We start from the raw sequence: 21,316 nt of genomic DNA, 5'->3' as shown, positions 1-21,316 counted from the left end.
GAAGCTTGCCGGGAACCGGTCGGTAGACGCAAATAGTCCTGACGCTTTCCGGGAACGCAACGAAGAAGCCGCGCGGTGCGCGGCTTCTCCGGTCAGCGGTGACGGCAGTAGGTCAGGCCAGCTGGCCGTGGCAGTGCTTGAACTTCTTGCCGCTGCCGCAGGGGCAGGGATCGTTGCGGCCGACCTTGGGCGCGTCGCGGTGCGCCGGCATCGGGCCGGACTGCACGTAGCCGCCCTGCGCCGCGGCGAGGCGCTGCGCCTCTTCGGCTTCCTCGTCGGCGCCGTAGCCGCCGGCATCCTGGTGCTGGAACTGCATCTGCCGCGCCTGCGCCTCGGCCATCGCGCGCTCCTGCGCTTCCAGCGCGGCGACTTCCTCCTCGCTGCGGATGCGCACGCGCGACAGCAGCGTCACCACCTCGCTCTTCACCCGCTCCAGCATGCTGGAGAACAGCTCGAAGGCTTCCTTCTTGTACTCCTGCTTGGGCTGCTTCTGCGCGTAGCCGCGCAGGTGGATGCCCTGGCGCAGGTAGTCCATGCGCGCCAGGTGCTCCTTCCAGTTCTTGTCGAGCACGGTCAGCATGATGTGCTTTTCCAGCGCCCGCATGGTCTCGTCGCCGATCACCGCTTCCTTGTCGGCGAAGTGCTTGTCCATCGCCTCCTGCACGCGGCGCTCGATGGTCTCGGCGTCCAGTTCCTCGGCCTCCTCGCGCCAGCGCGACACGGGCAGGTCCACGCCCATCTCCTCGCCGAGTTCGCGTTCCAGCCCCTGCAGGTCCCACTGCTCGTCCACCGAATTCGGCGGCACGAAGCGGGCCACGGTTTCGGCCACCACGTCGCCGCGGATACCGTCGATGTTGTCCTTCACCGACTCGGCGTCGAGCAGTTCGTCGCGCTGGGCATAGATCACCTTGCGCTGGTCGTTGTTGACGTCGTCGAAGTCCAGCAGGTTCTTGCGGATGTCGAAGTTGTGCGCCTCGACCTTGCGCTGGGCCTTCTCGATCTGCCGGCTGACCAGCTTGTCCTCGATGACGTCGTCTTCCTTCATGCCGATCAGCTTCATCGCCTTCTGGACCCAGTCCGAGGCGAAGATGCGCATCAGGTTGTCTTCCAGCGACAGGTAGAAGCGGGACGAACCCGGATCGCCCTGGCGGCCCGAACGGCCGCGCAGCTGGTTGTCGATGCGGCGCGATTCGTGGCGTTCGGTGCCGACGATGTGCAGGCCGCCGGCGGCCTTCACCGCGTCATGGCGCTTCTGCCACTCGGCCTTGACGGCGGCACGCGCCGCGTCGTCGGCATCCTCGCCCAGTGCTTCGTACTCGGCTTCCAGCGAGCCGCCCAGCACGATGTCGGTACCGCGGCCGGCCATGTTGGTGGCGATGGTGATCGCACCCGGACGGCCCGCCTGCGCGACGATGTGCGCCTCGCGCTCGTGCTGCTTGGCGTTGAGCACCTCGTGCGGCACGCCGGCCTTGGTGAGGAAGTCGGACAGCATTTCCGACGTCTCGATCGAGGTGGTACCCACCAGGACGGGCTGGCCGCGCTGGTAGCAGTCCTGGATGTCGGCCAGCACCGCCTTGAACTTGCCCTGGCGGTTGAGGAACACCTGGTCCGGCGAATCCTTGCGCACCGTGGGGCGGTTGGTCGGGATGACGATGACTTCCAGGCCGTAGATGCTCTGGAACTCGAAGGCTTCGGTATCGGCCGTGCCGGTCATGCCGGACAGCTTGTTGTACATGCGGAACAGGTTCTGGAACGTCACGCTGGCCAGCGTCTGGTTCTCGCGCTGGACCGGCACGCCCTCCTTCGCCTCGACCGCCTGGTGCAGGCCGTCGGACCAGCGGCGGCCGGTCAGCGTGCGGCCGGTGAATTCGTCGACGATGACCACTTCGCCGTCGCGCACGATGTAATCGACGTCGCGCTGGTAGATGGCATGCGCGCGCAGCGCGGCGTTGAGGTGATGCACGACCGACAGGTTGTTGGCACCGTACAGCGGCTCTTCCTCGCTGATGATGCCCGCCTGCAGCAGCAGCTCCTCGGCATGCTCCATGCCCGCCTCGGACAGGTGCACCTGCTTGCCCTTCTCGTCGACCCAGTAGTCGCCCTCGCCTTCCTCGTTCTCCTGCTTGATCAGCTGAGGCACGATGCGGTTGACGCGGATGTACAGCTCCGGCGATTCGTCGGCCGGGCCGGAAATGATCAGCGGCGTGCGGGCCTCGTCGATCAGGATGGAGTCGACCTCGTCGACGATGGCGTAGTGAAGGCCGCGCTGGAAGCGGTCGGCGCGCGACATCGCCATGTTGTCGCGCAGGTAGTCGAAGCCGAATTCGTTGTTGGTGCCGTAGGTGATGTCGGCAGCATAGGCGGCGCTCTTGTCGCCGTGCGGCATGCCGGGATACACCACGCCCACGCTCAGGCCCAGCCAGTTGTACAGGCGGCCCATCCAGGCCGAGTCGCGGCGGGCCAGGTAGTCGTTCACGGTGACGACATGCACGCCCTTGCCTTCCAGCGCGTTGAGGTAGGTCGGCAGCGTGGCGACCAGCGTCTTGCCTTCGCCGGTGCGCATTTCGGCGATCTTGCCCAGGTGCAGCACCATGCCGCCGATCAGCTGCACGTCGTAATGGCGCATGCCCAGCACGCGGCGGCTGGCCTCGCGGCAGACCGCGAAGGCTTCGGGCAGGATCTTGTCGAGCGATTCCCCGCCCGCGATGCGCTGCTGGAACTCCGGCGTCTTCGCCTTCAGCTGCTCGTCGGTGAGCTTCTGCAGCTCCGCTTCCAGTGCGTTGATCTTGTCGACGGTGCGGTGCAGCTGCTTGAGCAGGCGCTCGTTGCGGCTGCCGAAGACACGGGTGAGCAGGTTGTTGATCATGTAGGGAACCGGAAAGGAAGGGAACGCCGGGGCGGCGCAGCGTGTGCGGCCCCAAAACGAAACAGGGCGCAAGGCGCCCTGTCTGGCAACACCGTATTGTAGCTTGGGGCGCCGCCCGGGGAATCAAGGCGGGCCGTCAGACCGCCCCGCCCCGGATTGGTTCCGCGCGGATCAACCGCGCTTGACCTGTCCCACCGGCGTCGGGCCTTCGCCCAGGAACTTGCGCGGATTGACCACGCGCCCGTTCTCCCACACCTCGAAATGCACGTGTGCGCCGGTCGAGCGGCCGGTGGAGCCGGCCTTGGCGACTTCCTGGCCCACGCGCACCAGGTCGCCGGCCCGCACGCTGAGGCGCGAGTTGTGCGCATAGCGGGTCACGTAGCCGTTGCCGTGGTCCACGTCGATGACGTTGCCGTAGCCGCCCTTCACGCCGGCGAAGCTCACCACGCCATCGGCCACCGCCAGCACCGGGTCGCCCACGCGCGCCTTGAAGTCGATGCCCTTGTGGTTCTGGCCGCCGCCGCCGAACGGATCGGCGCGACCGCCGAAGCCGGAGGTGATGTAGCTGTTGGCGATCGGCATGCGGCCGGGCGTCGCATTCCTGTCGAGCTCGCGGTTGAACAGCAGCGCCTCCAGCACCGACAGCTGCCGGCCGGAGGCGGCGAACTGCTGTTCCACCTTGTCCACGCCGTCCTTCAGGTCGGCCGGCTTCATGTCGTAGGACACGTCGTTGCCGCCGACGCCGACCGGCTCGTTGAAATCGAACTCGCCGTCCTGCAGCTGGCCCACGCGGGTCAGGCGCTCGCCGAGTGCATTCAGGCGGTTGGCCTGCGCCTGCAGCTCGCCCAGGCGCGCGGCCATGGCATTGATCTCCTGCTGGGCACCCCGGCGGACCTGGTCCAGTTCGGCGTCGCGCTGTTCGGCCTTGGCCTGCAGCAGCGAGACCTGACCCATGCCGGCGGCACTGCGCCCGACCACGCCGACCACCAGGCCGGCGGCGACCAGCACCGCGGCACTGGCCAGCGGACGCGCATGGAACGCGAGACGGATGCGGTAGGCCCCATGGGCGGACGCATGGGCCCACCAGGTGCGCGTATTGTTTACGATCGTCTTAAAGCTCATAGATACCGATGTCTGATTCGAAGTCCAAGCCGCGCCGCGCCGGCATCGCACAACCTGCCCTGCAGGCCGCGCTGACGGATGCCGCCACCGACCCGGTGCGTCGCGCCCTGTGGCTCGACGCCCTGGAACAGCAGCTTCGCCCCTGCCTTCCGCCTGCCCTGGCGCCGCATTGCCGGTTGGCGAACGTGGCGGGCAAACGGCTCGTTTTTATCGTCGACTCCCCCGTGTGGAACGCCCGGCTACGCCTGGCGGCACCCGAATTGATCAACGTGGCCCAATCCATCGGACTGGCGGTCACCGAAGTCACCGCCAAAACCAGCCTCGCACCGCTCCAGAAGCCTGCGCAGAACCCGGTGGTACCCGTATCGGAGGCCTCCCGCAGAGGGCTGCAAGCGGCCCTCGACCTCCTGTCCGAACCGGACTCCGCCGGTGCGACCTCCCCTCGGGGCGGTCATCGCGGGGGCCGGAAAATTTGACTCGGCCATCACGAGGGACGGGGCATGGTACCGGCCACCGCCTGTCGGGTCGTTAGCCGAAGGTTAGGAATATGTTATTTCCGGCCACAAAATCTGACACAGTTCACGATTTCGCGAAGGCGTAACCATTCGCACGCCCCTGTGTGACAGGGGTGGGAAACCGGGCGACAACGGATTCACCGTCCCGGAGGGACGGAGGTCTCAGAAGGCCAAGGCCGGCGTCGCGTAGGCGACCGGGGACGGCATGGCGCGGTCCTCGAAGGTCACTTCTTCCCAGGCCGAGGTCTCGGCCAGCAGGGCGCGGACCAGCTTGTTGTTGAGGGCGTGGCCGGACTTGAAGCCCTCGTACGCGCCCAGGATCGGGCGGCCGGCGAGGTAGAGATCGCCGATGGCATCGAGGATCTTGTGACGGACGAACTCGTCCGTGTAGCGCAGGCCGTCCTCGTTCAGCACGCGGAACTCGTCCAGCACGATGGCGTTGTCCATCGAGCCGCCGAGACCGAGGTTGCGCTCGCGCATGTACTCCAGGTCGCGCATGAAGCCGAACGTGCGCGCGCGCGCGACCTCCTTCACGTAGGCGCCGGTGGAGAACTCCACCTCCGCGCGCGACTGCGAGGCCGGGATCATCGGATGGTCGAACTTGACCGTGAAGCCCAGCCTGAAGCCGTCGTAGGGCTCGAAGCGCGCGACCTTGTCGCCCTCGGTCACCTCGACCGTGCGGAGGATGCGGATGAAACGCTTCGGGGCGTCCTGCTCGGCGATGCCGGCGGACTGGATCAGGAACACGAACGGACCCGCGGAGCCGTCCATGATCGGCAGCTCGGCCGAGGACAGTTCCACATAGGCGTTGTCGACGCCGAGGCCGGCCATCGCGGACATCAGGTGCTCGACCGTCTGCACCTTGGCGCCTTCGCAGGTCAGGCCGGTGCACAGCGTGGTCTCGGTGACGAGCTGGGCGCTGGCGGGAATCTCCACCACCGGCGACAGGTCGACGCGCCGGAACACGATGCCGGTATCCACCGGCGCCGGACGCAGGGTCATGTAGACCTTTTCGCCACTGTGCAGCCCCACGCCCGTCGCGCGGATCACGTTCTTGAGGGTGCGTTGCTGGGCCATCGGAGGGGTTCGCAGGTGGGGGGAACCTGAGCGGGCAGCGAGAGTATCACGCAGACCACTGAATCTTAACGGAAGAACCGGTCTGTCCCACCCTTGCAACACCGGTCTGGTAGGGCCGTCGGGAAAGGGCTGCCGGGCCGGCGAAGGCCCGGCAGCGAAGGGACATGGCAGTACACAGCCCCTTCCCCCGCCAGCGGGGGAAGGAGCACATCACATCAGTCGGCCTGGCGGCGCAGGAACGCCGGGATGTCCAGGTAGTCCGACGGCAGTTCCGCCGCGACCGGGGCGGACGCCGGTGCCGACGGCGCCGGCGAGGCCGAGCCGCGACGCAGGCCCAAGCCGCTGGTGGCGGCGCTGATCGGGTCCATCGAGAAGCCGTCGTCGATCGGCATGCCGGTGGTGGCGTCGCGGACCAGCTTGATCGGCGCGCGCATCGGCTCGCGCAGGTCGCCGCCACGGCCGACCGGCTGGCGGGCGGCGTTGCGGTTCAGGCCGGTGGCCACCACGGTCACGCGCACTTCGTCCTGCATGTCCGGGTCCAGCACGGTGCCGACCACGACCGTCGCGTCTTCCGAGGCGAAGCCTTCGATGGTGCGGCCCACTTCGTCGAACTCGGCCATCGTGAAGTCCGGGCCGGCGGTGATGTTGACCAGGATGCCGTTGGCGCCGTTGAGGTTGACGTCGTCCAGCAGCGGGTTCTGGATCGCGGCCTCGGCGGCGGCCTGCGCGCGGTCGTCGCCGCGGGCCGAACCTGTACCCATCATGGCCAGGCCCATCTCGCTCATCACGGTGCGCACGTCGGCGAAGTCGACGTTGATCAGGCCCGGACGCACGATCAGGTCGGCGATGCCCTGCACGGCGCCGAGCAGCACGTCGTTGGCGGCGCGGAAGGCCTGGATCATCGTCGCGTTGCGACCCAGCACGGTGATCAGCTTCTCGTTCGGGATGGTGATCAGCGAGTCGCAGTGGTGGCTCAGCTCCTCGATGCCCTTCAGCGCAACCTGCATGCGGCGGCGGCCTTCGAACGGGAATGGCTTGGTGACCACGGCGACGGTCAGGATGCCCATCTCCTTGGCCAGCTGCGCCACGACCGGCGCGGCGCCGGTGCCGGTGCCGCCGCCCATGCCGGCGGTGATGAACACCATGTCGGCGCCGTCGAGGGCGTCGATGATGCGCTCGCGGTCTTCCAGCGCGGCCTGGCGGCCGACTTCCGGATTCGCGCCTGCGCCCAGGCCCTTGGTGACGTTGCTGCCCAACTGCAGCTGCAGCTTGGCGCCGCAGTTCTTGATCGCCTGCGAGTCGGTGTTGGCGGTGATGAACTCCACGCCGTCCACGCTGCCGTTGACCATGTGCGCCACGGCGTTGCCGCCGCCGCCGCCCACGCCCACGACCTTGATCACCGCATTCGGGGCCATCTTTTCAACCAGTTCGAAATGTGCCATGTCCTTGTCCTCTTTGGTGCCGTGATAGGTGATTCGGGATTGGTGATTCGGAGAGCGCATATCCGCCATCCGATCCCGCAACGCCTCACGACGAGTTGTTGTGTTTTAGTTGTTGTTGCGTACCGCGCTACCGCAATCGTTCCGTCTACCTTCCGCTTGCTGCTCTGCTCTCTGTCCTCGACTACCGCTCTTGCCTGCTCTTGCTCTTGCGAATCACCAATCTCCAATCACGAATCCCACGCGGTGAATTCGTCAGAATTCACCGCGATACCAGTTCTGCAGTTTCTTGAACCAGCTGCCCGCCTTGCCCGTGGGCAGCGACGGACGCCGGGGGTGTTCGATCTGGCTGCCCATCAGCAGCAGGCCGACGCCGGTGGCGTGCACCGGGTTGCCGACCACTTCGCCGAGGCCGGTGACGTGCTGCGGGATGCCGACGCGCACGGGCATCTGCAGCATCTCTTCGGCCAGCTCGACCACGCCTTCCATCTTCGCGGCGCCGCCGGTCAGCACCATGCCGGCGCGCACGCGCTCCTCGAAGCCGGAGCGGCGCAGTTCGGCCTGCACCATCTCGAAGATCTCCTCGTAGCGCTGCTGCACGGCCTGCGCCAGTGCGTGGCGTGGCAGGCGGCGCGGCGGGCGGTCGCCGACGCTGGGCACCTGGATGCTTTCCTCCGCCGTGGCCAGCTGCGCCAGCGCGCAGGCGTAACGCACCTTGATCTGCTCGGCTTCCGGCGTGGGCGTGCGCAGCATGTGCGCGATGTCGTTGGTCACCTGGTCGCCGGCGATCGGCAGCGACGCGGTGTGGCAGATCGCGCCCTGCACGAACACCGCCAGGTCGGTCGTACCCGCGCCCATGTCGACCAGTACCACGCCGAGTTCGCGCTCGTCGCTGGTCAGCACGGCGACGCTGGAGGCCAGCGACGAGAAGATAAGGTCGTCGATCTGCAGGCCACAACGCTGCACGCACTTGCTGATGTTGGCGGCCGCGGACTGCGCGCAGAACACCAGGTGCGCGTCGACTTCCAGGCGCACGCCGGTCATGCCGACGGGGTTGCGGATGCCTTCCTGCGAGTTGTCCAGCTTGTACTCGCGGGGGATGGCGTGGAGGATCTTCTGGTCGGCCGGGATGGCAACCGCCTTGGCGGCTTCCAGCACGCGGTCCAAGTCGCCCCAGGTCACTTCGCCGTCGCGGATCGGCACGATGCCGGGCGAGTTGCGGCACTGCACGTGGTTGCCGGAGATCGACGCGTAGACCGAGCGGATCTCGCAGCCCGCCATCAGTTCGGCTTCCTCGATCGCGCGCTGGATCGACTGCACGGTGGACTCGATGTCGACCACGACGCCGCGCTTCAGCCCGCGCGATTCGTGCGAGCCGATGCCGATCACTTCGATCGGATTGCCCGGTGCGTACTCGCCGACCAGCGCCGTCACCTTGGAGGTGCCGATGTCCAGCCCGACGATCAGCGATTTGTCACCCTTGCGATTCATGTAATGCCCTGCAGAAGACGACCTGCGACCGCGATCGGCGCAGGCAATGGAGTCGGGGGGGCGGCCGGCGGCGACGCCTTGGGCACCTCGCCCCAGCTGAGCGCGAAGCCGTTGGTGTAGCGCAGGTCCGCGCGCACCAGCGGCTGCGCCTGCGCCGCGGTCAGCAGCTGCGGCAGCATCCGCGCGAAGCGGCCCAGGCGCGGACGCGCATCGGTGCGGCCGACGACGACCTGCGTGCCGTTGCCCAGCAGCAGCGACCAGCTGCCGCGCGCGTCCATCACCAGCGTGGTGACGTCCAGCCCCATCGGCGCGAACAGCTGGCGCGATTCGTTGTAGAGCGCGGTCACTTCCTGCACCTGCGACTCGGGACCGCCGAGCTGCGGCAGGTCCAGGCCGGTCAGTTCTTTCGGCATCGGGAAGAGGCGACCGTGCTCGGACAGCAGCTTGTCGTTGCCCCAGCGCGCGAACGGCTTGTGCTCGGTGATGCGTACCTCCAGCACGTCCGGCCAGCGCTTGCGGACATCCGCGCGCTCGACCCAGGGCAGCTGCTCGACCGCGCGCTTGGCGTCTTCCAGGCGAACCGCGAAGAACCCGCGCTTCGCGTAGGGCAGCACCGTGGCCTGCAACTGGGCCGGATCCACGCGCGTCAGTTCGCCCTGCACGCGCAGGCGGGTCAGCGGCCAGCGATCGGCGCCGATCCAGCCATTGACCACGGCCACGACCGGCAGTGCCACCAGCGCCAGCGCGATCAGCCAGGTCAGGATGCGCAGGGCGGCGTTCATCGGCCCGCCACCTCCGGCACCGTCTGCTCGAGGATGCGCCAGCACAGCTCCTCGAAACCGATGCCGACCTGCGCCGCTTCCTTCGGCACCAGCGAATGGCTCGTCATGCCGGGCGCGGTGTTGACTTCCATAAGCAGGAAACGGCCGTCGGCGTGGCGCATGACGTCCACGCGACCCCAGCCGCTGCAGCCGGCGGCGCGGAAGCCGTCCAGCGCCAGCGCGCGGATCTGCGCTTCGTCGCCGGCATCGTCCAGGCCCGGGCAGACGTACTGCGTGTCCTCGGCGATGTACTTGGCGTGGTAGTCGTACCAGCCCGTGGCCGGCACGATGCGCACCGACGGCAGCGCCAGGTCGCCGAGGATGGCGACGGTGAATTCGCCACCGGTCAGCATCTGCTCGGCCAGCAGTTCGCCGGGATACGTCGACGCGAACGCGACCGCCGGTGCGAGGTCGTCCTCGCCCTGGATCTGGAACACGCCGACGCTGGAGCCTTCGGCCGACGGCTTCACGAACACCGGGAAGCCGAGCGTGCGCACCGCCGCGACCAGATCGCCGCCGGCGGGAATGCGCACGAAGCTCGCGGTGGGAAGGCCGGCGGCCTGCCACACCTGCTTGGTGCGGATCTTGTCCATCGTCAGCGCGGAACCCAGCACGCCGGGGCCGGTGTACGGCACCCCGAGCGACTGCAGCAGGCCCTGCAGCACGCCGTTCTCGCCATCGCCGCCGTGCATGATGTTGAACACGCGGTCGACCTTGCCCGCGCGGATCGCCTCGACCAGCGCCGGCACGCCATCCACGGCGAACGCCTGCACGCCGCGGGCGAGCAGCGCGTCGAGCACGTTCTGCCCCGAGTTCAGCGACACCTCGCGCTCGCTGGACACGCCGCCCAGCAGCACGGCGACGCGGCCGAAGCGCGAGGCGTCGGTCACGCGCAGCGGCGGCACGGTCACAGCGCTCATGCGGAATCCTTCGCGGCGAAGCCGTGCGCCGCGATGTGATGCGACATGTGGCCGATGTCGCCGGCCCCCATCAGCAGCAGCAGGTCGCCGTCCTGCAGCACGTCGGGCAGCACATCGACCAGTTCGCTGACCTGGCTGACCACCACCGGCTCGTTGCGGCCGCGCGCACGGATCGCGCGCGCCAGCGACTTGGAATCCGCACCGGCGATCGGCTGTTCGCCGGCCGGATACACCTCGCTCAGCACCAGCGCATCGGCTTCCGACAGCACGGCGGCGAACGCGTCGAACTGGTCGCGCGTGCGGCTGTAGCGGTGCGGCTGGAAGGCCACCACCAGGCGCTTGTGCGGCCAGCCGCCGCGCGCAGCGGCGAACACCGCGGCCAGTTCCCTCGGGTGATGACCGTAATCGTCGACCAGCTGCACGCGCGCGCCCTGCGGCGTGACGATCTCGCCCAGGTCGTTGAAGCGGCGGCCGATGCCGGCGAACTTCTCCAGGGCGGCGGCGATGTTTTCCGGCGATACGCCCAGCTGCCAGCCCACCGCCGCGGCGGCGAGCGCGTTCTGCACGTTGTGGCGCCCCGGCAGCGCGAGGCTGACGCGGATGCTGGCGTCTTCCGGCAGGCGCAGGGTGAAGTGCATGCGACCGCCTTCCTGCGTCACGTCCTCGGCACGCACGTCGGCGTTCTCGGCGAAGCCGTAACTCATCACGTGGCGCGGCGTGTCGGCGGCGATGGCGGCGACTTCCGGATCGTCGATGCACAGCACCGCCAGGCCGTAGAACGGCAGGCGCTGCAGGAACTCGGCGAACGCCGCCTTCACCCGCTCGAAGTCGTTGCCGTAGTTCTCCAGGTGATCGGCATCGATGTTGGTGACGATGGAGATCAGCGGATTCAGGCGCAGGAAACTGCCATCGCTCTCGTCGGCCTCGGCCACCAGCCACTGCCCGTCGCCGAGCTTGGCGTTGGCGCCGGCGGCGAGCAGCTGGCCACCGATAACGAAGGTCGGGTCCAGCCCGCCCTCGCTCAGCACGGCGGCGGCCAGGCTGGTGGTGGTGGTCTTGCCATGCGTGCCGGCCACGGCGATGCCGCGACGGAAGCGCATCAGTTCGGCCAGCATCGCGGCGCGCGGCACGATCGGAATGCGCTGGCTGCGCGCTTCCATCAACTCGGGGTTGTCGTGTCTGATCGCGCTGGAGACCACCACGCAGTCGGTGCCCAGCACGTTCGACGCATTGTGGCCGCGCATCACGCGCGCACCCAGCGAGGCCAGCCGGCGGGTGGCGGCGTTGTCGGCATTGTCCGAACCCGACACCTCATAGCCCAGCGTGCACAGCACCTCGGCGATGCCGCTCATGCCCGAACCGCCGATGCCGACGAAATGCACCCGGCGGAACGCTTGGGCCAGGTTACCGGTGTGCTGCAGCCGGCGCTCGCGCGCGGCGGCGATCATCGGGCACCTCCGGTGGCCGCGAGATGGGTGATTCGTGATTCGGGATTCGCAAAAGCGCTCCCGCGCAGCGTCAACACGCCTCGCTTACTGTTGCCCTCACGAATCACGGATCCCCCATCACGAATCACGGCTGCACCTCAAGAATGATGTCGGCGATGCGGTCGGCCGCATCGGGTTTCGCCAGCGCGCGCGCCGCGGTCGCCATCGACAGGCGCGCACCGGCGTCGTCGATCAGGCGACGCAGCGCCGAGGCCAGGCGGTCGGCGAGCGCGTCGTCCTGCTTCAGCAGCACGGCGGCATTGCGTTCGACCAGGTAGTCGGCATTGCGGGTCTGGTGGTCGTCGACGGCCTGGGCGAACGGCACCAGCACGCTGCCCACGCCGACCGCGCACAGTTCCGCCAGCGTCGACGCGCCGGAACGGCAGACCACCAGGTCCGCCCAGGCGTAGGCGTCGGCCATGTCGGTGATGAAGGCTTCGACGCTGGCGGACACGCCGGCATCGGCATAGGCCTTGGCCGCTTCGTCACGCAGCTTCTCGCCGCACTGGTGGCGCACGTCGATACTGCCCGCAGGCAGGGTCGCGATGGCCTTCGGCACGGCCAGGTTCAGCGCACGCGCGCCCTGGCTGCCGCCCAGCACGAGGACGCGCAGCGGACCACTTCGACCGGCGAAGCGTTCGGCCGGCGGCGGCAGGGCGGCGATCTCGTCGCGCACCGGATTGCCGACGACCTCTTCCCGCGACGGGAAGGCGCCCGGGAACCCGGTCATCACCCGACGCGCGACCTTGACCAGCACGCGGTTGGTGAAGCCGGCCGCGCGGTTCTGTTCGTGCACCAGCAGCGGCAGGCCCATCAGCTTGGCCGCCACGCCACCCGGGCCCGATGCGAAACCGCCGAAACTCACCACGGCCCGCGGCGCACGGCGGCGCAGCACGAAGCCGGCGGCACGGATCGCACGCAGCACGCGCACCGGCGCGCCCAGCAGCGCCAGCGTTCCCTTGCCGCGCAGGCCGGTGATCGCCAGCGTGTCCAGCGGAATGTCGTGCGGCGGCACCAGGCGCGTCTCCATCGCGCCGTCGGCACCCAGCCAGACCACCGGCACGCCACGCGCGCGCAGCACCTTGGCAACGGCCAGCGCGGGGAAGATATGGCCACCGGTACCACCGGCCATGATCATCACGGGAGCGGTGCCGGCGTTCACGCGAGCCTCTCGAACGTCGGTTCGATGCGCGGCTGCAGACGGCTGGTGCCGCGCAGGGTCTGCGAGAGCGGCATGGCGGGCGTCTGGGGCGCGGGGGAGACCGGGCGCGGCTCGGCCGGCGCACGCGGCGTCTCGCCGCCCTGCACCGTTTCGCCGCGCAATGCGACCTGGCGCTGGGTGCGCTCCAGTTCGTACGACACGCGCAGCAGCAGGCCCATCGCCACGCAGGTCATCAGGATGCTCGAGCCGCCCGACGAGATCAGCGGCAGGGTCAGGCCCTTGGTCGGCAGCAGGCCCAGGTTCACGCCCATCGACACGAAGCTCTGCATGCCGATCCACAGCGCCACGCCGAACGCGACGTAGCCGGCGAAGTGGCGGCGCATCTCCACGCAGCGTAGGCCGATCACGAAGGCGCGGCCGACCAGCAGCGCGTACAGCGCCACCACCAGGCAGATGCCGACGAAGCCGAGCTCCTCGCCGATCACCGAGAAGATGAAGTCGGTATGCACTTCCGGCAGATAGTTGAGTTTCAGCACCGAGCCGCCGAGGCCGATGCCGCTCCACTCGCCGCGGCCGATCGCCATCAGCGCGTTGGTCAGCTGGTAGCCGCTGCCGAACGGATCGGCCCACGGATCGGAGAACGAGGTCAGCCGGCGCATGCGATACGGCTCGGCGATGGCGACGATCGCCAGTACCGGCAGGCCCACCAGCACCGGGCCGAACATGCGCGGCATGTTCACGCCACCCAGCACCAGCATGCCGGCGGTGATCGCCAGCAGCAGCGAGGACGAACCGAAGTCGGGCTGCAGCAGCAGCAGCACCACCAGCACCACCACCACGCCCAGCGGCTTCAGCATCGCGGCCCAGGTCGCATTGACCTCGTCGCGGAAGCGCACCAGGTAGCTGGCGAGCCAGACGATGAAGAACACCTTCACCACCTCGACCACCTGGAAGTTCGACACGCCCAGGTTGATCCAGCGGTGCGCGCCCTTGACGCTCACGCCCAGCCCCGGCACGAACACCATCAGCAGCAGCACCACGCAGCCGAGCAGCAGCAGGTGATTGCGCGCCTCGATGCTCTTCAGTTCGGTGCGCGTCACCCACCACGCCAGGCCCGCACCCACGACCAGGAACATGCCGTGGCGGATGAGGTAATAGAACGGGTTGCCGTGCTGGTAGATCGACGCCGACGCCACCATCACCACGCCCAGCGACGCCAGCGCCAGCATGGCGCCGAGCAACCAGGGGTCGAAACGGCCCCCGATGGCGTCCAGTCGCGTGGCCTGGCGCGGCGTATCGTTCATCAGCGCACCTTCAACGTGGCCAGGCCGACCAGGACCAGCACGACGGAGATGATCCAGAAGCGCACGATCACCCGCGGCTCCGGCCAGCCCTTCAGTTCGAAGTGGTGGTGGATCGGCGCCATGCGGAACACGCGCTTGCCGGTCAGCTTGAACGACGCCACCTGGATCATCACCGACAGCGTCTCGATGACGAAGATGCCGCCCATGATCACCAGCACCAGTTCCTGGCGCACGATCACCGCGATGGTGCCCAGCACGGCGCCCAGCGCCAGCGCGCCGATGTCGCCCATGAACACCATCGCCGGATACGTGTTGAACCACAGGAACCCGAGACCCGCGCCGGCGATGGCCGCACAGATGATGGTCAACTCGCCCGCCCCCGGCACCGGCGGGATCTGCAGGTAGCTGGAGAACACCGCGTTGCCCGAGGCGTAGGCGAACACGCCCAGCGCGCACGCGACCAGCACCGTCGGCATGATCGCCAGGCCGTCCAGGCCATCGGTCAGGTTGACCGCGTTGGAGAAGCCGACGATCCAGAAGTACGCGATGGCGACGAAGCCGATGCCCGCCAGCGGCAGTGCGATCGACTTGAAGAACGGCACGTAGAAGGTGGTCGCCGCCGGCACGTCGGCGTACAGGTACAGGTACAGGCCGGCGGCCAGGCCGAAGATCGACTGCAGCAGGTACTTCCAGCGCGATTTCAGGCCGTTGGGATCGCGCTTGACGATCTTGATCCAGTCGTCGTACCAGCCGATGGCGCCGAATGCCAGCATCACCAGCAGCACTACCCACACGTACTTGTTGCGCAGGTCGCCCCACAGCAGCACCGACAGCAGCACCGTCATCAGGATCAGCGCGCCGCCCATCGTCGGCGTGCCGGCCTTGGAGAAGTGCGACTGCGGGCCGTCCTTGCGGATCGGCTGGCCGCCCTTGAGCTGGCCGAGCTTGCGGATCACCGCCGGACCCAGCCACAGCGACAGCGCCAGCGACGTCAGCGCGGCCAGGATGCCGCGGAACGTCAGGTAGCCGAACAGGCCGAAGAAGTTTTCCAGGCTCTGCAGCCAGCGAGCCAGTTCAAGCAGCATGCGAGGTTTCCTCCCCGTTGGACAGCAGGGCGGCGACGATCCGGTCCATCGCGCTGCCGCGCGAGCCCTTGACCAGACAGCGCACGCCGGCCCGCAGCTCGGCGCGCAGGGCGTCGGCCAGCGAGGCGTGGTCTTGGAACGGATACGCGCCATCGCCGAAGGCGGCGGCGGCGGCGGCGCTGAGCGGACCCAGCGTGTAGAGGCGACGGATGCCGGCCGTTCTTGCGCGTGTACCCATCTCGGCGTGCAGCGTGACTTCGTCGGCACCCAGCTCGCGCATGTCGCCGAGCACCAGCCAGCCCTCGCCACCGGCCTGCGCGCTCGCCGCCGCCAGCGTATCGATGGCGGCGACCAGCGAGCCGGGATTGGCGTTGTAGCTGTCGTCGATCACCACTGCGCCGTTCGGCAGCGTGTGCGCGACCTGGCGGCCGGCGACCGGCTGCGCGGCCGACAGACCCTCGGCGATGATCGGCAGCGATACGCCGCAGGCCATCGCAATGCCGGCGGCCGCAAGTGCATTGAGTACGTTGTGGCGGCCCGGCAGGTGCAGTTCGACCGCGATCTCGCCATGCGGCGCCACCAGCACGAAGTCCGAACCGTCCGCGGTCGCGCGGATGTCGCGCGCGGTCAGGTCGGCGGTGGCCTCCAGGCCGAAGCGCAGGATGCGGCGGTCGGGCACGCGGCTGGCGAAGTATTCGGCGAAGGCGTCGTCGGCGTTGATCACCGCCGTGCCGTCGGCCGGCAGCGCGTCGTAGATGGCGCCCTTGGTCTCGGCCACGCCCATCAGCGAGCCCATGCGCTCCAGGTGCGCGGCGCCGATGTTGTTCACCAGCGCCACTTCCGGCGTGACGATGTCGGTCAGGTAGGCGATGTCGCCCGGCTTGCCGGCGCCCATCTCGTAGACCGAGAAGTCGGCGTCGTCCGGCCCGTCGATGATGGCCATCGGCAGGCCGATCTCGTTGTTGCGGTTGCCGGGATTGAAGTAGGTGACGCCGGCGCGCTGCAGGATGGACACGACCAGTGTCTTCACCGAGGTCTTGCCGTTGCTGCCGGTGATGGCCACCGTTTTTTCCACGCGGTCGCGCTGCAGGCCGGCGGCGATGCGCGCCAGCGCCAGCAGCGTATCCGGCACCACCACCTGCGGCACGTCGACCTTCACCTCATGGTCGACGAGCACCGCGGCGGCGCCGCGCATGGAGGCGTCGTAGGCGAAGTCGTGGCCGTCGAACCGTTCGCCGCGCAGCGCCACGTACAGGCTGCCCGGCACCAGGGCGCGGGTGTCGTGGGTCAGCGACCCGATCACCAGGTCGTCGCCCAGCAGTTCGCCGCCCGCCCAGTGCGCCAGCAGGGAAAGGGGAAGCCGTTTCATCGACGGTCCTCCAGCGCCTGGCGGGCGACGGCGGTGTCGTCGAACGGATGCTTCACGCCGTTGACGTCTTGGTAGGGCTCATGACCCTTGCCCGCCACCAGCACGATGTCGTCGGGCCCGGCCTGCGCCACCGCCTGCGCGATCGCCTGCGCGCGGTCGCGCTGCACGAGCACCACGTCCGGTTTCGCGAAACCGGCCATGATGTCGGCGACGATGCGATCGCCGTCTTCGGTACGCGGATTGTCGTCGGTGACCAGCACCACGTCCGCCAGGCGCTCGGCGATGGCGGCCATCTGCGGGCGCTTGCCGGCATCGCGATCGCCGCCGCAGCCGAATACGCATAACAGGCGGCCCTGCACGTGGTCGCGCAGACTGGACAGCGCCTGCTCCAGCGCGTCCGGCGTATGCGCGTAGTCGATGACGACCAGCGGACGACGGTTCCCTGCCGCATCGCTGTCGCCACCGAGCCGGTTCATGCGGCCATGGATCGGCGACAGCCGCGACAGTGTGCGCCCGATCTCGGCCGTCGTATCGCCCAGCGCATGCAGCACACCGGCCACCGCCAGCAGGTTGTCCACGTTGAAACGGCCCAGCAGGCGCGACTGCACCGGCTGCGTTTCGTCGCCGATGACCAGGTCGAAGCCGATGCCGCTGCCGTCCAGCCGCAGCGCGTCCGCGCGCACGACCGCATCGCCCTGCCCGCGCGAGCTCACGCCGATCCGCTGCAGGCCGTGCGGCAGGCGGCCGAACAGATCGCGCCCGTAGGCGTCGTCGAGGTTCACGACGCCAGCTTTCAGACCGTCGCGCACGAACAGCAGCGACTTGGCGGCGCCGTAGCGCTCCATGTCGCCGTGATAGTCCAGGTGGTCGCGGGTGAGGTTGGTGAACACACCGACGTCGAAATGCACCGCGTCCACGCGGCCCTGGTCGAGCGCGTGCGAACTGACTTCCATGGCGACAGCCTTGGCGCCGGCGTCGCGGAACTGCGCCAGCAGCGCATGTATCTGCAGCACCAGCGGGGTGGTGAAGCCGGTGGGCGCCACTTCGCCGTACATGCCCGCGCCGAGCGTACCGACGGTCGCGCATCGCACACCGCGCAGGTGCCAGGCCTGCGCCAGCAACTGCACCGTCGACGTCTTGCCGTTGGTGCCGGTGACGCCGACCATCTTCATGTCGTGCGACGGCGCGGCATGGAAGCGGTCCGCCATCGCACCCATGCGTGCGCGCAGGCCGGGCACGGCGATCGCATCACGCGGCGCCTCCAGCCCGTCCGGCACCGGCGCTTCGAACAGGATCGCGCTGGCGCCGTTCTCCTTTGCCTGTGCAGCGAAGTTCAGGCCGTGCGCGCCGAATCCCGCGATGGCCACGAAGGCGTCGCCCGGCTGCACGCTGCGGCTGTCCAGCGTCAATCCGCGCACGACGATGTCGCGCGGCACGTCCACGTCGGGCAGCAGTTCGGCCAGCGCCATCATCCGCCTCATCGCGTCGCCTCCGTGGCCGGCAGCGCGGCATGCGGGGCGTCGAACGCGGACGGGTCGGTCGTGTCGACCGCATCGTCGGCGACCGGCGCCGGCACCGGCGCGGCGCCGGTCGACCGGCCCGCATGCTTGGCCTGCGCGGCGAGCCAGGCCTCGATGTCGTCCGGCGGCACGTCCATCAGGCGCAGCGTTCCGTCCATGACGTCATGGAAGACGGGCGCGGCGACCAGGCCGCCGTAGTAGCCGCCTTCCTGCGAATCGTTGATCACCACCACCGCGGCGAAGCGCGGATTGCTGGCCGGCACCAGGCCGGCGAAGAACGAGGCATAGCGCCCCTTCGCATAGCCGCCGCCCGACGCGATGCGCGCCGTGCCGGTCTTGCCCGCGACGCGGTAACCGAGCACGCCCGCACGCTTGGCACCGCCCTGGGTGACCACCGTTTCCATCATGCCGACCACTTCGCGCGCGATCGCCGGGTCCAGCACCTGCGGCGCTTCGCCGCGCTGGCCCTTCACGAACGTCGGCGTCACCAGCTTGCCGCCGTTGCCCAGCGCCGCGTACGCACGCGCAATCTGCAACGGCGTCACCGCCAGACCGTAGCCGTAGGATATGGTCGCCTTCTGCAGGCCGTTCCAGCGGTCCGGCGGCGCCAGCATGCCGGCCGATTCGCCCGGGAACCCGCTGCCCGGCTTCTGGCCATAGCCGAAGCTGTGGATGCTGTCGTAGAAGTAGCGGTTGTCCAGCTTTTCCGCGATCTTGATCGAACCGATGTTGGAGCTCTTGGTGATCACGCCGGTCACGGTCAGCACGCCGTTGTTCCGCGGCACATCGCGGATGGTGTAGCGGCTGTTCAACGCCATGTAGCCGGGATTGGTGTTGACCAGCGTGCCCGGCGTCACCACGCCGGCCTTCAGCGCGGTGGACACGGTCAGCGGCTTCATCGTCGAACCCGGTTCGATCATGTCGGTCAGCGCACGGTTGCGGCGCGCATCCGGCTTCACCCGGTCGATCGCATTGGGGTTGTAGGTCGGCAGGTTGACCATCGCCAGCACTTCGCCGGTGGCCACGTCCATGATGACGATGGAACCGCTGCTGGCCTGGTGCTCGAGCAGCGCATTGCGCAGCTCGCGGTGTGCAAGGTACTGGATACGCCGGTCGATGCTGAGCGTCAGGTCCTTGCCCGGCTGCGCGGAACGGATCAGGTCGACGTTCTCGACGATGCGGCCGCGGTTGTCGCGGATCACTTTCTGCGCGCCCGGCGTCCCGCTCAGCCACTCATCGAAGGCCAGCTCCAGCCCTTCCTGGCCGCGGTCGTCGATGTTGGTGAAGCCCAGCACATGGGCCATCGCCGGCCCTTGCGGATAGAAACGACGGAACTCGCGCTGCGAGAACACGCCGGGAATCTTGTGCGCCAGGATCTTCTGCGCCTCGTCCGGATTGATCCGGCGCTTGAGGTACAGGAATTCCTTGTCGGCCTTTTGCGAAAGGCGGTTGGTCAGGTGGTCGAGCGGCACGCCCAGCGCCTGCGCCAGCTCGGGCAGGCGGTCGGGCGCCTTCAGCAGTTCCTGCGGGTTGCCCCACACCGATTCCACCGGCGAGGACACCGCCACCGGCTCGCCGTTGCGGTCGGTGATCATGCCGCGCGAGGTGGGAATGGGGATTTCGCGCAGGAAGCGCGCATCGCCCTGGCGCTGGTAGAAATCGTGGTTGATCAGCTGCACGTAGGCCGCGCGGCCGACCAGGCTGACCGAGCACAAGCCCATCGCGCCGAGCACCAGCGCGAGGCGGCCGCGCAGGTTGAAGCGCGCGCGGTTGCGGTTCTTGGCGGGCGCGGCGGTCATGGGCGGATCACCACCACGTCGGTCGCTTCCGGGAACTTCATGCCCAGGCGCACGCGGGCGACCTGGTCGATGCGCGTGGCTTCGGCGACCGTGGCCTGCTCCAGCTGCAGCCGGCCGAACTCGACGTTCAGCTCATCGCGGTCGCGCTCGAGCCGGGTCACTTCGTCAAACAGCACGCGATGGCGGTGGCGCGCGTAGACCACGCCGATCGCCGACGCGATGTTGGCCAGCACCAGCACGATGATCAGGAAGCGGCTCATGCGGTGCCTCTTGTGGAGGCCGGGAGTGGGGAGTCGGGATTGGGGATTCGGGAAGCGGAAGCCGCGGCAGGGCTGGAATCGGCACCCATGCCGCTGCCCGCGGTTGCGAATTCCGACTCCCCACTCCCGATTCCCAGCTTCTCGGCAACCCGCAGCACGGCGCTGCGGGCGCGCGGGTTGGCGGACACCTCGTCTGCCTCGCCCTTCTGTCCGCTGCCGATGGCGCGCAGCGTGGGAACGAAGTCCACCGCCACCGGGAACCGGCGATTGGCCGGCGGTGCCTTGGCGTGCTTGTTGATGAACTGCTTGACGATGCGGTCTTCCAGCGAATGGAAGCTGATCACCGCCAGTCGGCCCCCGACCTTGAGCCGCGCCAGCGCGGCGTCCAGACCGACTTCCAGGTCCGACAGCTCGCGGTTGATGTGGATGCGGATCGCCTGGAAGCTGCGGGTGGCCGGATGGATCTTCTCGCCGCGCGGCATCACCGACGCGATCGCGGCCGCCAGATCGGCGGTACGGGTGAACGGCTGGGTCGCGCGACGGGCGACGATGGCGCGCGCGATGCGGCGGCTCTGCTTCTCCTCGCCATAGGTCCACAGCACGTCGGCGATCTCGCGCTCGTCGGCACGGGCGATCCAGTCGGCCGCGCTCTCGCCGGACTGCGGGTCCATGCGCATGTCCAGCGGACCATCCTTGCCGAAGCTGAAACCGCGCTCGGCCACGTCCAGCTGCGGCGACGACACGCCCAGGTCCAGCAGCACGCCGTCTAGGCCGGCGGCGGTGTCGTCCCACTGCGCGAGCGAGGCGAAGCTGCCGCGGAAGATCGACACGCGCGCATCGCCGGCGAACGTCCGTTCGGCATGCGCGATCGCGTCGGGATCCTTGTCCATCACCAGCAGCCGGCCTCCGGGGCCGAGTCGTTGCAGCACGCCGCGCGCATGGCCTCCGCGCCCGAACGTGCCGTCCAGATAGGTACCGTCCTCTTTCACCTGCAGCCCTTCCATGACCTGCGTGTACAACACCGGCACGTGCAGCGCTGGAAGGTGACCGGCCGGCGCGGACTGCCGCTCGCCGTCACC

General features: G+C 68.7%; 16 protein-coding genes and 1 pseudogene. 1 reads left to right on the top strand and 16 read right to left on the bottom strand.

Going from position 1 to position 21,316, the window contains the following annotated elements:
- Positions 1–112: 112 nt before the first annotated feature.
- Both secA and VGN58_RS03380 read right to left on the bottom strand, forming a co-directional pair.
- Entirely contained in the window at positions 113–2,866 is a 2,754-nt protein-coding gene (secA, locus tag VGN58_RS03385) for a preprotein translocase subunit SecA (protein WP_327481617.1), read from the bottom strand.
- Between the two features lie 171 nt (positions 2,867–3,037).
- On the bottom strand, positions 3,038–3,856 hold the full coding sequence (locus VGN58_RS03380; protein WP_414710744.1) for a M23 family metallopeptidase: 819 nt from the start codon (positions 3,854–3,856) through the stop codon (positions 3,038–3,040).
- A 140-nt stretch (positions 3,857–3,996) separates the two neighbouring features.
- Between VGN58_RS03380 and VGN58_RS03375 the strand changes: the two genes are divergently transcribed.
- A complete protein-coding gene (locus VGN58_RS03375) occupies positions 3,997–4,464 on the top strand; it encodes a DUF721 domain-containing protein (RefSeq protein ID WP_327481612.1) in 468 nt (155 codons plus the stop codon).
- Positions 4,465–4,665: 201 nt separating this feature from the next.
- Here the strand turns inward: VGN58_RS03375 and lpxC are convergent, their stop codons facing one another.
- The 14 genes and pseudogenes from lpxC to rsmH form a co-directional block, all read right to left on the bottom strand.
- Positions 4,666–5,580: a UDP-3-O-acyl-N-acetylglucosamine deacetylase gene (gene lpxC, locus VGN58_RS03370; RefSeq protein WP_327481610.1), complete on the bottom strand. Its 915-nt coding sequence runs from the start codon at positions 5,578–5,580 to the stop codon at positions 4,666–4,668.
- Between the two features lie 215 nt (positions 5,581–5,795).
- Positions 5,796–7,022 (bottom strand): cell division protein FtsZ, encoded by a 1,227-nt coding sequence (gene ftsZ, locus VGN58_RS03365; protein WP_296278474.1) that lies wholly within the window; start codon positions 7,020–7,022, stop codon positions 5,796–5,798.
- A 252-nt stretch (positions 7,023–7,274) separates the two neighbouring features.
- Positions 7,275–8,510 carry a cell division protein FtsA gene (ftsA, locus tag VGN58_RS03360; RefSeq protein WP_055940270.1) on the bottom strand — a complete coding sequence of 412 codons (1,236 nt, stop codon included), beginning with the start codon at positions 8,508–8,510 and terminating at the stop codon, positions 7,275–7,277.
- On the bottom strand, positions 8,507–9,292 hold the full coding sequence (locus tag VGN58_RS03355) for a cell division protein FtsQ/DivIB (RefSeq protein ID WP_327481606.1): 786 nt from the start codon (positions 9,290–9,292) through the stop codon (positions 8,507–8,509). The genes ftsA and VGN58_RS03355 overlap by 4 nt, the downstream gene beginning before the upstream one ends.
- The gene (locus VGN58_RS03350; RefSeq protein WP_327481604.1) at positions 9,289–10,251 is read right to left on the bottom strand and encodes a D-alanine--D-alanine ligase; all 963 of its coding nucleotides are present in this window, start codon (positions 10,249–10,251) and stop codon (positions 9,289–9,291) included. The genes VGN58_RS03355 and VGN58_RS03350 overlap by 4 nt, the downstream gene beginning before the upstream one ends.
- A complete protein-coding gene (gene murC / locus VGN58_RS03345) occupies positions 10,248–11,699 on the bottom strand; it encodes a UDP-N-acetylmuramate--L-alanine ligase (RefSeq protein ID WP_327481602.1) in 1,452 nt (483 codons plus the stop codon). The genes VGN58_RS03350 and murC overlap by 4 nt, the downstream gene beginning before the upstream one ends.
- A gap of 136 nt (positions 11,700–11,835) precedes the next feature.
- Positions 11,836–12,876 (bottom strand): annotated as a pseudogene (murG, locus tag VGN58_RS03340) (undecaprenyldiphospho-muramoylpentapeptide beta-N-acetylglucosaminyltransferase); the annotation flags it as partial.
- A gap of 20 nt (positions 12,877–12,896) precedes the next feature.
- Positions 12,897–14,204: a putative lipid II flippase FtsW gene (gene ftsW, locus VGN58_RS03335; protein WP_327481600.1), complete on the bottom strand. Its 1,308-nt coding sequence runs from the start codon at positions 14,202–14,204 to the stop codon at positions 12,897–12,899.
- Complete coding sequence (gene mraY, locus VGN58_RS03330; protein ID WP_327481598.1) at positions 14,204–15,289, bottom strand: phospho-N-acetylmuramoyl-pentapeptide-transferase; 1,086 nt, start codon at positions 15,287–15,289, stop codon at positions 14,204–14,206. The genes ftsW and mraY overlap by 1 nt, the downstream gene beginning before the upstream one ends.
- The gene (locus tag VGN58_RS03325) at positions 15,279–16,658 is read right to left on the bottom strand and encodes a UDP-N-acetylmuramoyl-tripeptide--D-alanyl-D-alanine ligase (RefSeq protein WP_327481596.1); all 1,380 of its coding nucleotides are present in this window, start codon (positions 16,656–16,658) and stop codon (positions 15,279–15,281) included. Before VGN58_RS03325 ends, mraY begins: the two co-directional genes overlap by 11 nt.
- Entirely contained in the window at positions 16,655–18,139 is a 1,485-nt protein-coding gene (locus VGN58_RS03320) for a UDP-N-acetylmuramoyl-L-alanyl-D-glutamate--2,6-diaminopimelate ligase (protein WP_327481594.1), read from the bottom strand. The genes VGN58_RS03325 and VGN58_RS03320 overlap by 4 nt, the downstream gene beginning before the upstream one ends.
- Entirely contained in the window at positions 18,136–19,977 is a 1,842-nt protein-coding gene (locus VGN58_RS03315) for a peptidoglycan D,D-transpeptidase FtsI family protein (protein ID WP_414710731.1), read from the bottom strand. The genes VGN58_RS03320 and VGN58_RS03315 overlap by 4 nt, the downstream gene beginning before the upstream one ends.
- Positions 19,974–20,237 (bottom strand): cell division protein FtsL, encoded by a 264-nt coding sequence (gene ftsL / locus VGN58_RS03310; RefSeq protein ID WP_327481592.1) that lies wholly within the window; start codon positions 20,235–20,237, stop codon positions 19,974–19,976. The genes VGN58_RS03315 and ftsL overlap by 4 nt, the downstream gene beginning before the upstream one ends.
- Positions 20,234–21,241 (bottom strand): 16S rRNA (cytosine(1402)-N(4))-methyltransferase RsmH, encoded by a 1,008-nt coding sequence (gene rsmH, locus VGN58_RS03305; protein WP_327482064.1) that lies wholly within the window; start codon positions 21,239–21,241, stop codon positions 20,234–20,236. The genes ftsL and rsmH overlap by 4 nt, the downstream gene beginning before the upstream one ends.
- Positions 21,242–21,316 lie beyond the last annotated feature (75 nt).

It is taken from the genome of Pseudoxanthomonas sp., assembly GCF_035999195.1.
Taxonomy (GTDB): Bacteria; Pseudomonadota; Gammaproteobacteria; order Xanthomonadales; family Xanthomonadaceae; genus Pseudoxanthomonas_A.
Note: the sequence above shows the minus strand (reverse complement) of the source record. Positions and strands in the feature narration are given on the sequence as shown.